The following is a 13,507-nucleotide window of genomic DNA, read 5'->3' on the forward strand; positions in this document are numbered from 1 at the left end:
GCGCTTCAGGCGTCGGCGGTGCCGAGGAACAGCTGGTAGGCCGGGTTGTCGGTCTCTTCCGCGTATTCGTAGCCGAGTTCATCGAAGGCGCGTCGCGCCTCGACCCATTCCCGCTTCGGAATCTGCAGGCCGCACAGGACGCGGCCGTTGGCGGCGCCGTGATTGCGGTAGTGGAACAGCGAGATGTTCCAGCGTCCGCCGATCGCCTGCAGGAAATCGGCGAGCGCGCCCGGCCGCTCGGGGAATTCGAAGCGGAACAGGCGCTCGTTGGCCAGCCCCGGCGCGCGTCCGCCGACCATGAAGCGCACGTGGTCCTTGGCCATCTCGTCGCCGCGCATGTCGAGCACCGCGTAGCCATGCTCGCGCAGATTGGCGATCAGCGCTCCGGATTCCTCATGACCGCCGGCGAGCCTGAGGCCGACGAAGACGTGCGCCTTGCCGCCCGCGGCATAGCGGTAGTTGAACTCGGTGACGGGGCGGCGGCCGAGATGGCGCACGAAGGCGCGATAGGCGCCCGGCTTCTCCGGCAGCGTCACCGCCAGCAGCGCCTCGGCGTCGTCGCCCAGCTCGGCGCGTTCGGCGATGTGGCGCAGGCGATCGAAATTGACGTTGGCCCCGGAAATGATCGCGGCCAGCGTCTTGCCGGCCACGCCATGTTCGTGCACCCAGCGCTTCAGGCCGGCGACGGCCAGCGCGCCGGCCGGCTCCGGCAGCGCGCGCCGGTCGTAGAAAACGTCGCGCGTCGCCGCGCAGATCTCGTCGACGCTGACCAGCACGGTGCCGTCGACCAGATGCCGGGCGACGCGAAAGGTTTCCTCGCCGATCTGGCGCACGGCGACGCCATCGGCGAACAGGCCGACCTGCGGCAGCACGACGCGGCGCCCGGCGGCGAGCGCGGCGGCGAAGCAGTTCGAGTCGTCGGGTTCGACGGCGATGACCTTGATCTTCGGATTCACCGCCTTGATCGCCGCCGCGACGCCGGCCAGCAGGCCGCCACCACCGACCGGCACGAACACGGCATGGAGGGTCGCATCGAGGCTGCCGCACTGCTGCAGGAGCTCGCGGCCGATCGTCCCCTGGCCGGCGATCACCTCGGGATCGTCGTAGGGATGGACCATGGTCCAGCCCTTCTCACGCACCAGCTGTTCCGCGTGCTCGCGCGCGTCGTCGTAGGCATCGCCATGCAGGATGGCCTTGCCGCCCAGCGCACGCACCGTCTCGACTTTCAGCGCCGGCGTCGTGCGTGGCATGACGATGTGCGCGGCGATGCCCAGCTGGCGCGCGGCCAGCGCCACTCCCTGCGCATGATTGCCGGCCGAGGCGGTGACCACGCCACGCGCGCGCTGGTCCGCCGACAGCTTGACGATCTTGTTGTAGGCCCCGCGCAGCTTGAACGAGTAGACCGACTGCTGGTCCTCGCGCTTGAGCAGCACGCGGTTGCCGGTGCGCTGCGAGAGCTTGGGCGCGTCCTCGAGCGCCGATACCGCGGCGACGTCGTAGACGCGCGCGTTCTCGATGCGGGCGCGATAGTGCTCCAGCAGCCTGCGGGTTTCCGCGCTGCCGGAGGCTTGGGTTCGGGTGCTCACGTCGGCTTCGTGTCGATGCGGGGTATCGCCTATGATACCGCGCACTTCGCCTCGAGCCGCGCAGCGGCCCGCATCCGCACCGATCCATCCCGCATCCAATGTCAGCGCACATCGTCTTCATCGGCGGCGGCAACATGGCCGCCAGTCTCATCGGCGGCCTGCTCAAGGCCGGCCATCCGGCCGCGCGCCTCGCCGTCGCCGAGCCACTGGCGGAGCGCGCCGACTGGCTGCACCGGACCTTCGGCGTGCGCACCGCCGCCGCGGCGGCGACCCTGGCCAGCGACGCCGACGTGCTGCTGCTCGCCGTCAAGCCGCAGCAGATGCGCGAGGCCCTCGCGGGTCTCGGCTTGCGCCGCGGCTGCACGGTGGTGTCGATCGCCGCCGGCATCCGGCTCGCCTCGCTCGCGCGCTGGCTCGGCGACGGCGTGCACCTGGTGCGCACCATGCCGAACACCCCGGCCCTGCTCGGCGCCGGCATTTCGGGCCTCTACGCTGCGCCGTCCGTGCCCGAGGCCGCGCGCCGCCTCGCCGAATACGTGCTCGGTGCCGCCGGCAGCTGCGTGTGGATCGACAGCGAGGCTCAGATCGACGCGGTCACCGCCGTGTCCGGCTCCGGCCCCGCGTATTTCTTCCTGCTCACCGAGGCGATGCGCGAGGCCGGCGTCAAGCTCGGCCTCGCCCCGGAGATCGCCGCACGGCTGGCGCTGCAGACCTTCGTCGGTGCGGCGAAGATGGCCGAGGACGGCGCCGCGCACGGCACCGACGTCGTGCAGCTGCGCGCCAACGTCACCTCGAAGGGCGGCACCACCGAGGCGGCCGTCCGCCATCTTGAAAACGCCGGCCTGCGTGCCATTCTTGCCGAAGCGCTGCAGGCCGCTGCCGAGCGCGGCCGCGAACTCGGTGAACTGCTTGCCAAGGATGCTTCCTGATGGGCGCCAATGCCGCCAACGCCTTGCTGTTCCTCGTCACGACGCTGTTCGACATCGCGATGTGGGTCTACCTGCTGCGCGTGCTGCTGCAGTGGTCGCGCGCCGATTTCTACAACCCGATCTCGCAGGCGATCTGGAAGGCCACGCGCTTCCCCAGCGACTGGCTGCGCCCGTATCTGCCGAACGTGCGCAACATCAACATCGCGGCCGTGCTGATGCTGGGCGTGATCGCGGTGCTCTACATCTATGTCGTCATCGGCATCCTCGGCTTCTCGCTGAACCCGCTGTCGGTGACGTGGTACGCGGCGCTCAAGCTGGTCGCGGTGACGGTGAATCTCTACACCTTCACGATCTTCATCCACGCCATCATGTCCTGGCTCGGACCCGGCGTGAACAATCCGGCGAGCAACATCCTGTGGAGCCTCAACGAGCCGCTGCTGCGGCCGATGCGCCGCATCATCCCGCCGGTATCGAATCTCGACCTGTCGCCGCTGGTCGTCATCCTCATCCTGCAGGTGCTCAACCGCCTGCTGCCGCTGCCCGGCGCCTTCCGCTGAAACCGCGCGCGCGATGAATGCAGCCTCGGCGGCCCGCCTGACGCCCGGTTCGGTCGGCATCGTCACGCCCCGGCGCATCGCCATCGATGCGCCGCTGGCGCTCGATTGCGGCCGCACCCTGCCGCGTCACGAGCTGATGGTCGAAACCTACGGCACGCTCAACACCGCGCGCAGCAACGCCGTGCTGATCTGCCACGCGCTGTCCGGCGATCACCACGCCGCCGGCCTGCACGCCGCGGACGACCGCAAGCCGGGCTGGTGGGACAACTGCATCGGCCCCGGCAAGCCGATCGACACCGAGCGCTTCTACGTCGTCGCCCTCAACAACCTCGGCGGCTGCAAGGGCTCGACCGGCCCGAACACCGTCGATCCGGAAACCGGCTCGCCCTACGGCCCGGACTTCCCGCTGCTCACCGTGCGCGACTGGGTACGTTCGCAGGCCCTGCTCGCCGACCACCTCGGCATCGCGCGCTGGGCGGCGATCGTCGGCGGCTCGCTCGGCGGCATGCAGGTCATGCAATGGGCGATCGACCTGCCCGAGCGCGTCGCCAACGCCATCGTCATCGCCTCGGCGCCGCAGCTGTCGGCGCAGAACATCGCCTTCAACGAGATCGCCCGCCAGGCAATTCTCTCCGATCCGGATTTCCACGGCGGCCGCTTCTACGATCGCGGCGTGCTGCCCTCGCGCGGCCTGATGCTGGCGCGCATGATCGGCCACATCACCTATCTGTCCGACGCGGCGATGCGCGCCAAGTTCGGCAACGACCTGCGCGCGCCGACGCCCAGCTTCAACTTCGACGTCGAGTTCGAGGTCGAGAGCTACCTGCGCCACCAGGGCCAGGCCTTCGTCGATCGCTTCGACGCCAACACCTATCTGTTGATGACTAAGGCGCTGGACTACTTCGACCCGGCCCGCGACTACGGCGACCGCCTCGACGCGGCCTTCCGTCGCGCGCAGGCGCGCTTCCTGGTCATCGCCTTCTCGAGCGACTGGCGCTTCTCGCCGGCGCGCTCGCGCGAGATCGTCAAGGCGCTGGTCGATGCCGGGCGCGACGTGTCATATGCGCTGATCGACTCGCAGCTCGGCCACGACGACTTCCTGATGCCGATCCCGCAGTATCACGACGTGCTGCGCGGCTATCTGTCGCGTGCCGCCGACGAGCTGGAGGCAAGGCCGTGAGCCTGCGCCGCGATCTCGAACCGATCGTCGAGTGGATCCGGCCCGGCGCGCGCATCCTCGATCTCGGCTGCGGCGATGGCCAGCTGCTCAAGCATCTGGCCGGCACGCGCGGCGTGCGCGGCTACGGCCTGGAAATCGATCCGCTGAACGTCACGCGCTGCATCGAAGCCGGCGTCAATGTCATCCAGGCCGACCTCGACGAAGGCCTGCGCGACTTCGGCAGCGCCTCCTTCGACTACGTGGTGATGACGCAGGCGCTGCAGGCGCTGCAGCGGCCCGACGAGGCGCTGTCCGAGATCCTGCGTGTCGGCCGCTACGGCATCGTCACCTTTCCGAACTTCGGCCACTGGCGCGTGCGCCTGGCGCTGGCGCGCGGCCGCATGCCGATGACGCCGGCGCTGCCGGCGCGCTGGTACGACACGCCGAACATCCACTTGTGCACGGTCGACGACTTCGAGGCGCTATGCGCCTTGCGCGGCTGGAAGATCATCGACCGCCGCCTGCTCGACCAGTCGCACCGTGAAGGGCTCGGGCACCGCCTGGCGCCGAACCTCTTCACCGAGGTCGCGATGTACCTGCTCGAAGCGCCGAGGATCAAAGGCTTCGCGACCTGAGGCGATTCAGGTCGCGGCGCGCGTCTCCGCGAGCAGTTCTGCGATGCGCGCATCCTTGGCGCTCCACAGCGACGCGATCCAGGTGTGGAAGCGCGCGCGGAATTCCGCGTCGCTCTCGTAGCTGCCTTCGAACAACTCGTGCGGAACCTCGAGCTGGCGCACGTCGACGATGACGCGGCCGGTGCGCCCGCAGAGAAAATCCCAGAAGCCGCGGGCGCCGTCGGGATAGACGATGGTGACGTCGAGCAGCGAGTGCAGCTGCTCGCCGAGCGCCGAAAGCGTGAACGCGAAGCCGCCGGATTTCGGCTTGAGCAAGTGCCGGTAGGGCGACTGCTGGCGCTGGTGCTTGGCCGGCGTGAATCGCGTGCCTTCGAGGAAGTTGAGGATCAGCGCCGGCTGATGGCGGAAGGCCTCGCAGGCGCGGCGCGTGGTCTCGATGTCCTGCCCCTTCAGCGCCGGATTGCGGGCGATCTGTTCCTTGGTGTGCCGTTTCATGAACGGATAGTCGAGCCCCCACCACGCGAGCCCGAGCACCGGCACCCAGATCAGCTCATGCTTGAGGAAGAACTTGAAGAATGGCGCGCGCCGGCCGAAGGCCTTGATCAGCACGAGGATGTCGTTCCAGGTCTGGTGATTGGCGCAGACCAGGTACTGGCCGCGCGGATCGATCACGGTGTGCATGCGGATATCCCAGCGGATGCGCATGATCGCGTCGGTCATCCAGACGTTGAACAGCGCCCAGTGCTGCGCCGACCAGGCGATGCCGCGCGAGACGAAGTCGCGGGCGCGGCTGCCCTTCGGCGTCAGCAGCTTGATGAGGATCAGCGCGTACACCGGCCCGATCCACAGCGCGGTATTCAGCACCAGCAGCAGCGATGCGAGCACGCCCAGCAGCGGCCCCGGCAACCATTGGAACATGGCGGTTCAATGTTTTCGTCGTTGTCCGCACAGCTTAGCCGCTGCCATCGCCGGCGCAAGCGCGTCGCCCGGGATGGCGTCCGGAGAGGGTTCGGCGCCGCTCCCCGGCGCATGCAGCGCGGCGCTGCCGAGGCCGAGCAGCGCCGCGAACAGCACCAGGCTCGCGCGTATCGACGCGCTCAGCGCGGCGTGGCGCGGGCGAGCCGTCTGCCGTTCTGGCCGTACACCTCGACGCCGCGCCAGTCGCCGACCGGCAGGCGCACGAGCGCGCACGGCGAGCTGAGCGCCTGCGACAGCACGGCGTCCCGCGGCGGATCCAGGAAGGTCGCGTGCAGGCGCAGCACGCCGTCGTCGACTTCGGCTTCCGGCGCAACGACGACACCGTAGCCGCCGGTGCCGCGCTGGCCCATCTGCACCAGCGCATAGCCGCCGGGCAGCATCGACTGCTCGCCGAGCAGCGTGACACCGCTCGTCGCCTGCCAGGCCAGCACCGCGTCGGCGTTCGCGAACATCTGCACGGTCGTGTCGCCGCTGGCGGCGCCGCACTGACCGGTATTGGCCACTTCGGCGACCTTGACGACCGCGTCGGGTCCGAACAACGTGCCGAGCGCGCTGCAGCCGCCCAGCGCGAGTGCCGCGACGCCCGCGAGCGTCCCCACCAATATCCGCCTCATCTGCGTTCCCTCGTCCAGCGCCACGCGAGCGCGGCGCATTCGGTGTCGATAGCGCACCGATGGTAACTGGTTTGCATGGCGCGGCCACAGCCGCACCGCTCGCTCAGGCCTTCTTGCGCGGCGATCGCGCAGCGCCCGTCGCTGCCGGGGCGCCGCCACCGACCGCGGCGCGCACGCAGAACTCGGCGATCGCGCGAACCAGTTTGCGCGCCTCGGCCGGCGTCGACGTCGAAGTCACGGGCCGGATCAGCGCCTCGGTGAATGCGCCGACGATGCAGGCCGCGGTGACGTCCGCCGCCTGCGGCGCGAACTCGCCCGACTTGATGCCGGCACGCAGCACCTTCTCGAACACGGCGCCGAACTGGCGGCGGCAGACGATGCGCGCGGCGTCGACCTCGGGATCGATCGGCTCGGCGATGAAGGCGTAGGCCAGGTGCGGCCCTTCGAGCGCGCGCGACGCGAACGATTCGACCGCGGCGCGCAGCCGCTCGGTGGCCGTCGCATCGCCGGCGATGATGTCGTTGAGGATGCCGCATTCGTGCGACACGGCATTGGTCAGCACCTCGACGAACAGTTCCGCCTTGGACGGAAAGTACCGATAGATCGCGCCGGTCGACAGACCGACCAGCTGCGCCACCGCGGCGATCGATGCCTCGCGGAAGCCGCCGCGCGCGATCAGCTTGCGGGTCGCCAACACGATGCGCTCGCGGTTGTCGGCCAGCCGCTCCTGCATCAGCGGGGAACGTCGGTACGCCATAAAAAAATGAATCTCCCGTATATTTGTGAATCATACTTCACTTCTTCAAGGAAGCGCCGTATAGTCGCCGCACTTTGCGCGCGGGCCGCAGGCCGTGCAGCGCTCCATACCCCAAGGCGGAGGAGCCTGTCGATGAGCATGACATCCCTCAATTTCGATCTCGGCGCGGAGGTCGACCAGCTGCGCGAGCTGAGCTGGCAGTTCGCCGCCAGGGAAATTGCACCGCTGGCGGCGCAGGCCGATATCGACAACGCCTTCCCCAACCGGCTCTGGCGGAAGTTCGGCGAACTGGGCCTGCTCGGCCTGACCGTCGAGGAAGAATACGGCGGCACCGATCTCGGCTATCTCGCGCACGTGGTGGCGATGGAAGAAATCTCGCGCGCCTGCGCGGCGATCGGCCTGTCCTACGGCGCGCACTCGAATCTCTGTGTCAACCAGCTGCGCAAGAACGGCAACGCCGCGCAGAAGCAGAAATACCTGCCGAAGCTGGTCAGCGGCGAGCACATCGGCGCGCTGGCGATGAGCGAGCCCGGCGCCGGCTCCGACGTCGTCGGCATGAAGCTGCGCGCCGACAAGAAAGGCGATCGCTATGTGCTCAACGGCAACAAGATGTGGATCACCAACGGCCCCGACGCCGACACGCTGATCGTCTACGCCAAGACCGACGTCGGCGCCGGCCCGCGCGGCATCACCGCCTTCATCATCGAGAAGGGCTTCAAGGGCTTCTCGACGGCGCAGAAGCTCGACAAGCTCGGCATGCGTGGCAGCAACACCTGCGAGCTGGTGTTCCAGGACTGCGAAGTGCCGGAAGAGAACGTGCTCGGCGCGCTCGGCCGCGGCGTGCAGGTGCTGATGTCGGGTCTCGACTTCGAGCGCGTGGTGCTGTCCGGCGGCCCGCTCGGCATCATGGCCGCCTGCCTCGACGTGGTCGTGCCGTACATCCACGAGCGCAAGCAGTTCGGCCAGAGCATCGGCGAGTTCCAGCTGATGCAGGGCAAGCTCGCCGACATGTACGTCGGCTTCAACGCCTGCCGCGCCTACGTCTACGCCGTCGCCAAGGCCTGCGACCGCGGCGAGACCACGCGCAAGGACGCCGCCGGCGCGATCCTCTACTCCGCCGAGAAGGCGACGTGGATGGCCGGCCAGGCGATCCAGACGCTCGGCGGCAACGGCTACATCAACGAGTACCCGACCGGCCGCCTGTGGCGCGACGCCAAGCTCTACGAGATCGGCGCGGGCACCTCGGAAATCCGCCGCATGCTGATCGGCCGCGAGCTGTTCAACGAAACGAAGTGAGAGACGACCGGAATGCCCGTCATTCAATCCAAACTGCGCACCGGCTCCGACGAGTTCAAGACCAATGCCGCGGCGCTGCAGAAGCAGGTCGACGATCTGCGCGCCGTCACCGCCAGGGCCGCGCTCGGCGGCAGCGAGGCGGCGCGCGCCAGGCACACGGCGCGCGGCAAGCTGCTGCCGCGTGAACGCATCGAGACCCTGCTCGACCCGGGCACGCCCTTTCTCGAACTGTCGCCGCTCGCCGCGCACGGCATGTACGGCGACGAGGTGCCGAGCGCCGGCGTGGTCGCCGGCATCGGCCGCGTCAGCGGCCGCGAATGCGTGATCGTCGCCAACGACGCCACCGTCAAGGGCGGCACCTATTACCCGATGACGGTCAAGAAGCATCTGCGCGCGCAGGAGATCGCCAGGGAAAACCGCCTGCCCTGCGTCTATCTGGTCGACTCCGGCGGCGCCTTCCTGCCGATGCAGGACGAGGTGTTTCCGGACAAGGAACACTTCGGCCGCATCTTCTACAACCAGGCCAATCTGTCGGCGCTGGGCATTCCGCAGATCGCCTGCGTGATGGGCTCGTGCACGGCCGGCGGCGCCTACGTGCCGGCGATGAGCGATGAGACCGTCATCGTCAAGAACCAGGGCACGATCTTCCTCGGCGGCCCGCCGCTGGTGAAGGCGGCGACCGGCGAAGTCGTCAGCGCCGAGGACCTCGGCGGCGCCGACGTGCATACGCGCATCTCCGGCGTCGCCGACCATTTCGCCGAGAACGATCACCATGCGCTCGCCACCGTGCGCAACATCGTCTCGCACCTGAACATCCGCAAGCCGGCGAGCGTCGACGTCCAGACGCCGGAAGCGCCGCTCTACGATCCGCGCGAGATCTACGGCGTGGTGCCGGCCGACACGCGCAAGCCCTACGACGTGCGCGAGATCATCGCGCGCATCGTCGACGGCTCGCGCCTCGACGAGTTCAAGTCGCGCTACGGCGCCACCCTGGTCACCGGCTTCGCGCACATCCACGGCTACCCGGTCGGCATCGTCGCCAACAACGGCATCCTGTTCTCGGAGTCGGCGCAGAAGGGCGCGCACTTCATCGAGCTGTGCGCGCAGCGCGGCATTCCGCTGCTGTTCCTGCAGAACATCTCGGGCTTCATGGTCGGCCGCAAGTACGAGAACGCCGGCATCGCCAAGGACGGCGCCAAGATGGTCACCGCCGTCGCCACCGCGCAGGTGCCGAAGTTCACGGTGCTGATCGGCGGCTCGTTCGGCGCCGGCAACTACGGCATGTGCGGCCGCGCCTATTCGCCGCGCTTCCTGTGGAGCTGGCCGAACTCGCGCATCTCGGTGATGGGCGGCGAGCAGGCGGCGAGCGTGCTCGCCACCGTGCGCCGCGACGGCCTGGAACTGCAGGGCAAGACCTGGAGCGCCGAGGACGAGGAGAGGTTCAAGGCGCCGACGCGCCGGCAGTTCGAGCTGCAGAGCCATCCGTACTACGCGACGGCGCGCCTGTGGGACGACGGCATCGTCGATCCGGCGCAGACCCGCCGCACGCTCGGCCTCGGTATTTCCGCGGCGCTGAACGCGCCGATCGCCCAGACGCGCTTCGGCGTGTTTCGCATGTAGTCGTCGACGGACCCCGGGCCATGTTCAACAAAATCCTGATTGCCAACCGCGGCGAGATCGCCTGCCGCATCATGCGTACCTGCCGCCGGCTCGGTATCGCCACCGTCGCGATCTACTCGGAGGCCGACGCGAACGCGCGCCACGTGCGCCTCGCCGACGCGGCCTACTGCGTCGGCCCGGCCGCCTCGCGCGACAGCTATCTGCGCATCGATCGCATCATCGAAGCCTGCAAGCAGTCGGGGGCGCAGGCCGTGCATCCCGGCTACGGCTTTCTGTCCGAGAACGAGGCCTTCGCGCAGGCCTGCGCCGAGAACGGCATCGCCTTCATCGGGCCGCCGGTCGGCGCGATCCGCGCGATGGGCTCCAAGTCCGCCGCCAAGGCCCTGATGCAGACGGCGAAGGTGCCGCTGGTGCCGGGCTATCACGGCGACAACCAGGATGCGGCCTTCCTGCAGCAGCAGGCCGATGCGATCGGCTATCCGGTGCTGATCAAGGCCAGCGCCGGCGGCGGCGGCAAGGGCATGCGCATCGTCGAGAAGCCGGAGGACTTCGCCGCCAGCCTGGCTTCCTGCCAGCGCGAGGCGAGCGCCTCGTTCGGCGATGCGCGCGTGCTGATCGAAAAGTATCTCGTGCGCCCGCGCCACATCGAGATCCAGGTATTCGGCGACACGCACGGCAACATCGTCAGCCTGTACGAGCGCGACTGTTCGGCGCAGCGCCGCCACCAGAAGGTCGTCGAGGAAGCGCCGGCGCCGGGTATGACGGCAGAGCGCCGCGCCGAGATGGGCCGCGCCGCCTGCGAGGCCGCGCGCGCGGTCGGCTACGTCGGGGCGGGCACGGTCGAGTTCATCGTCGAGCCGGCTGGCGCCGCCATGAACTTCTACTTCATGGAAATGAACACGCGCCTGCAGGTCGAGCATCCAGTGACCGAGATGATCACCGGCCTCGATCTCGTCGAGTGGCAGCTGCGCGTCGCCAACGGCGAGAAGCTGCCGCTGACGCAGGCGCAGATTCCGCTGCGCGGCCATTCGATCGAGGTGCGCCTCTACGCCGAGGAACCGGAAAAGGGCTTCCTGCCCTCGATCGGCCGCCTCGCGCATTTCCGCGCGCCGCAGGCTTCGGAACAGGTGCGCATCGACAGCGGCGTCGACGAGGGCGACGAAGTGAGTCCGCACTACGATCCGATGCTCGCCAAGCTGATCGTCTGGGACGAGACGCGCGAACGTGCGATCGAGCGCATGCTGCGCGCGCTCGGCGAATTCGAGATCGCCGGCGTCGGCAACAATATTGCGTTCCTGGCGCGCCTGATCGGCCATGCCGAGTTCCGCGCCGGCCGCGTCGATACCGGCCTGATCGCGCGCGACAGCGCCGCCTTGCTGCCCGGCCCGGCGCCGGTGCCGGCCACGGCCTACGCGGCGGCGAGCCTGTGGTGCGCGCGGCAGGAAGCCGCGGCGGCGCGCGCCCGGACGCCGCCGAGCGATCCGCATTCGCCGTGGAGCGAGGCCGACGGCTGGCGCCTCAACGGCGCGCTGACGCGGCGCCTCGAGTTCCGCGGCGGCGAGACGGCAACGACGCTGAGCCTGCGCTACGGCGACGATGGCCTGCAGATCGACGGTGCGCCGGCGGCGGCGCACGGCGAGAACCAGTACCTCGTCGGCGCCGAGCGCTTCACCGCGAGCGTCGCGCGCCTCGGCGAGCAGCTGCACGTCTTCAGTGCCGGCGCGCATCATGTCATCGAGCGCATCGACCGTCTCGCGCATGCCGGCGAGGAAGCCGATGTGCATGGCGGCCTCGTCGCGCCGATGCCGGGCAAGATCGTCGCACTGGCGGCGACGGTCGGCAGCGAGGTCGAGAAAGGCGCGGCGCTGGTCGTGATGGAAGCGATGAAAATGGAGCACACGCTGCTGGCGCCGGCCAGGGGCCGCGTCGTCGCCTATCTCTGCGCGGTCGGCGATCAGGTGAAAGACGGCGTCGAACTGGTCGATTTCGAACTCGCCTCGTGAGCAGGCACGGAGGAACGGCAAGATGAACAAACTCTACCCCAGCGCCGCGGCGGCGCTGTCGGGGCTGGTCGACGACGGCATGACGCTGGCGGTCGGCGGCTTCGGGCTGTGCGGGATTCCGGAGGCGCTGATCGCGGCGCTGCGCGACAGCGGCTGCCGGAACCTGACCGTCATCTCCAACAACGCCGGCGTCGACGGCTTCGGTCTCGGCCAGCTGCTCGCGACGCGGCAGATCAAGAAGATGATTTCGTCCTACGTCGGCGAGAACAAGGAGTTCGAGCGCCAGTACCTGGCCGGCGAGCTCGAGCTCGAATTCACGCCGCAGGGCACGCTGGCCGAGAAGCTGCGCGCCGGCGGCGCCGGCATCCCGGCCTTCTTCACCAAGACCGGCTACGGCACCCTGGTCGCCGAGGGCAAGGAGACGCGGCAGTTTCCGGACGCCCACGGCGAGCCCGAGTGGTATGTGATGGAGCGGAGCCTGCGCGCCGACCTGTCGCTGGTGAAGGCCTGGAAGGCGGACCGCGCCGGCAATCTCGTCTACCGCAAGACGGCGCGCAACTTCAATCCGATATGCGCGACGGCGAGCAAGCTGTGCATCGCCGAGGTCGAGGAGATCGTCGAGACCGGCGCGCTCGATCCGGACCAGATCCACACGCCGGGCATCTACGTGAAGCGCATCGTGCACAACCCGCACCCTGAAAAACGCATCGAGAAGCGCACGATCCGGGAGAATTGAGACATGGCCTGGACCCGAGAAGAGATGGCGCAGCGCGCCGCCCGCGAGCTGCGGGACGGTTTCTACGTGAACCTGGGCATCGGCCTGCCGACCCTGGTCGCCAATTACATCCCGGCCGACATCGATGTCTGGCTGCAGTCGGAGAACGGCCTGCTCGGCATCGGCCCGTTCCCGACCGAGGACCAGGTCGATGCCGACCTGATCAACGCCGGCAAGCAGACCGTCACCGAACTGCCGGGCAGCGCCTATTTCTCCAGCGCGGATTCCTTCGCGATGATCCGCGGCGGGCACATCGACCTGTCGATCCTCGGCGCCATGCAGGTGTCCGAGAAGGGCGATCTGGCCAACTGGATGATCCCCGGCAAGATGGTCAAGGGCATGGGCGGGGCGATGGATCTGGTCGCCGGCGTCGAGCGGGTCGTGGTGCTGATGGAGCACACCGCCAAGGGCGGCGCGCACAAGATTCTCAAGACCTGTGACCTGCCGCTGACCGGCGTCGGCGTCGTCGATCGCATCATCACCGAACTCGGCGTGCTCGACGTCACCCCGCACGGCCTGCAGCTCGTCGAGCTCGCGCCGGGCGTCGACTTCGAGGCGCTGCAGGCCAGGACCGGGGCGGCGATCGCGCGCTGAGCGG

General features: G+C 68.8%; 13 protein-coding genes. 9 read left to right on the forward strand and 4 right to left on the reverse strand.

Annotated features, from left to right (window positions below; all coding sequences use genetic code 11):
* Positions 1-5 precede the first annotated feature (5 nt).
* Complete coding sequence (ilvA, locus tag K344_RS0110480; protein WP_028080634.1) at positions 6-1,541, reverse strand: threonine ammonia-lyase, biosynthetic; 1,536 nt, start codon at positions 1,539-1,541, stop codon at positions 6-8.
* A 143-nt stretch (positions 1,542-1,684) separates the two neighbouring features.
* Here ilvA and proC point away from each other — a divergent pair, with 143 nt between their 5' ends.
* The 4 genes from proC to metW are packed head-to-tail and all read left to right on the forward strand — an operon-like array spanning position 1,685 to position 4,866.
* Positions 1,685-2,515: a pyrroline-5-carboxylate reductase gene (gene proC / locus K344_RS0110485; RefSeq protein WP_028080635.1), complete on the forward strand. Its 831-nt coding sequence runs from the start codon at positions 1,685-1,687 to the stop codon at positions 2,513-2,515.
* Positions 2,515-3,072 carry a YggT family protein gene (locus K344_RS0110490; protein WP_028080636.1) on the forward strand — a complete coding sequence of 186 codons (558 nt, stop codon included), beginning with the start codon at positions 2,515-2,517 and terminating at the stop codon, positions 3,070-3,072. Before proC ends, K344_RS0110490 begins: the two co-directional genes overlap by 1 nt.
* Before the next feature lie 13 nt (positions 3,073-3,085).
* Positions 3,086-4,252, forward strand: coding sequence for a homoserine O-succinyltransferase MetX (metX, locus tag K344_RS0110495; protein ID WP_028080637.1), 1,167 nt, complete (start codon positions 3,086-3,088; stop codon positions 4,250-4,252).
* Positions 4,253-4,254: 2 nt separating this feature from the next.
* Positions 4,255-4,866 carry a methionine biosynthesis protein MetW gene (gene metW, locus K344_RS0110500; protein ID WP_028080638.1) on the forward strand — a complete coding sequence of 204 codons (612 nt, stop codon included), beginning with the start codon at positions 4,255-4,257 and terminating at the stop codon, positions 4,864-4,866.
* A gap of 6 nt (positions 4,867-4,872) precedes the next feature.
* Here metW and yihG read toward each other — a convergent pair whose 3' ends face one another.
* The 3 genes from yihG to K344_RS0110515 form a co-directional block, all read right to left on the reverse strand.
* Positions 4,873-5,784 carry a 1-acylglycerol-3-phosphate O-acyltransferase, YihG family gene (gene yihG, locus K344_RS0110505; protein ID WP_051362116.1) on the reverse strand — a complete coding sequence of 304 codons (912 nt, stop codon included), beginning with the start codon at positions 5,782-5,784 and terminating at the stop codon, positions 4,873-4,875.
* A 179-nt stretch (positions 5,785-5,963) separates the two neighbouring features.
* On the reverse strand, positions 5,964-6,443 hold the full coding sequence (locus K344_RS21180; RefSeq protein ID WP_043114281.1) for a protease complex subunit PrcB family protein: 480 nt from the start codon (positions 6,441-6,443) through the stop codon (positions 5,964-5,966).
* Positions 6,444-6,561: 118 nt separating this feature from the next.
* Positions 6,562-7,215 carry a TetR/AcrR family transcriptional regulator gene (locus tag K344_RS0110515; protein WP_028080640.1) on the reverse strand — a complete coding sequence of 218 codons (654 nt, stop codon included), beginning with the start codon at positions 7,213-7,215 and terminating at the stop codon, positions 6,562-6,564.
* Between the two features lie 132 nt (positions 7,216-7,347).
* Between K344_RS0110515 and K344_RS0110520 the strand changes: the two genes are divergently transcribed.
* The 5 genes from K344_RS0110520 to K344_RS0110540 are packed head-to-tail and all read left to right on the forward strand — an operon-like array spanning position 7,348 to position 13,503.
* Positions 7,348-8,511, forward strand: a complete 1,164-nt coding sequence (locus tag K344_RS0110520) for an isovaleryl-CoA dehydrogenase (protein WP_028080641.1) — start codon at positions 7,348-7,350, stop codon at positions 8,509-8,511.
* A 12-nt stretch (positions 8,512-8,523) separates the two neighbouring features.
* Entirely contained in the window at positions 8,524-10,131 is a 1,608-nt protein-coding gene (locus tag K344_RS0110525) for a carboxyl transferase domain-containing protein (RefSeq protein WP_028080642.1), read from the forward strand.
* Between the two features lie 20 nt (positions 10,132-10,151).
* The gene (locus K344_RS0110530; RefSeq protein WP_028080643.1) at positions 10,152-12,134 is read left to right on the forward strand and encodes an acetyl/propionyl/methylcrotonyl-CoA carboxylase subunit alpha; all 1,983 of its coding nucleotides are present in this window, start codon (positions 10,152-10,154) and stop codon (positions 12,132-12,134) included.
* A 22-nt stretch (positions 12,135-12,156) separates the two neighbouring features.
* Positions 12,157-12,870, forward strand: a complete 714-nt coding sequence (locus tag K344_RS0110535; protein WP_028080644.1) for a CoA transferase subunit A — start codon at positions 12,157-12,159, stop codon at positions 12,868-12,870.
* A 3-nt stretch (positions 12,871-12,873) separates the two neighbouring features.
* Positions 12,874-13,503, forward strand: coding sequence for a CoA transferase subunit B (locus K344_RS0110540; protein ID WP_028080645.1), 630 nt, complete (start codon positions 12,874-12,876; stop codon positions 13,501-13,503).
* Positions 13,504-13,507 lie beyond the last annotated feature (4 nt).

Source organism: Solimonas soli DSM 21787, from assembly GCF_000474945.1.
Lineage (GTDB): Bacteria > Pseudomonadota > Gammaproteobacteria > Nevskiales > Nevskiaceae > Solimonas > Solimonas soli.

Coding starts and splice junctions, on each gene's coding strand:
- K344_RS0110520 (WP_028080641.1), top strand. CDS start 7,348: ATGAGCATGACATCCCTCAATTTCGATCTCGGCGCGGAGGTCGACCAG.
- K344_RS0110530 (WP_028080643.1), top strand. CDS start 10,152: ATGTTCAACAAAATCCTGATTGCCAACCGCGGCGAGATCGCCTGCCGC.
- K344_RS0110535 (WP_028080644.1), top strand. CDS start 12,157: ATGAACAAACTCTACCCCAGCGCCGCGGCGGCGCTGTCGGGGCTGGTC.
- K344_RS0110540 (WP_028080645.1), top strand. CDS start 12,874: ATGGCCTGGACCCGAGAAGAGATGGCGCAGCGCGCCGCCCGCGAGCTG.
- K344_RS0110490 (WP_028080636.1), top strand. CDS start 2,515: ATGGGCGCCAATGCCGCCAACGCCTTGCTGTTCCTCGTCACGACGCTG.
- K344_RS0110525 (WP_028080642.1), top strand. CDS start 8,524: ATGCCCGTCATTCAATCCAAACTGCGCACCGGCTCCGACGAGTTCAAG.
- proC (WP_028080635.1), top strand. CDS start 1,685: ATGTCAGCGCACATCGTCTTCATCGGCGGCGGCAACATGGCCGCCAGT.
- yihG (WP_051362116.1), bottom strand. CDS start 5,784: ATGTTCCAATGGTTGCCGGGGCCGCTGCTGGGCGTGCTCGCATCGCTG.
- K344_RS0110515 (WP_028080640.1), bottom strand. CDS start 7,215: ATGGCGTACCGACGTTCCCCGCTGATGCAGGAGCGGCTGGCCGACAAC.
- metX (WP_028080637.1), top strand. CDS start 3,086: ATGAATGCAGCCTCGGCGGCCCGCCTGACGCCCGGTTCGGTCGGCATC.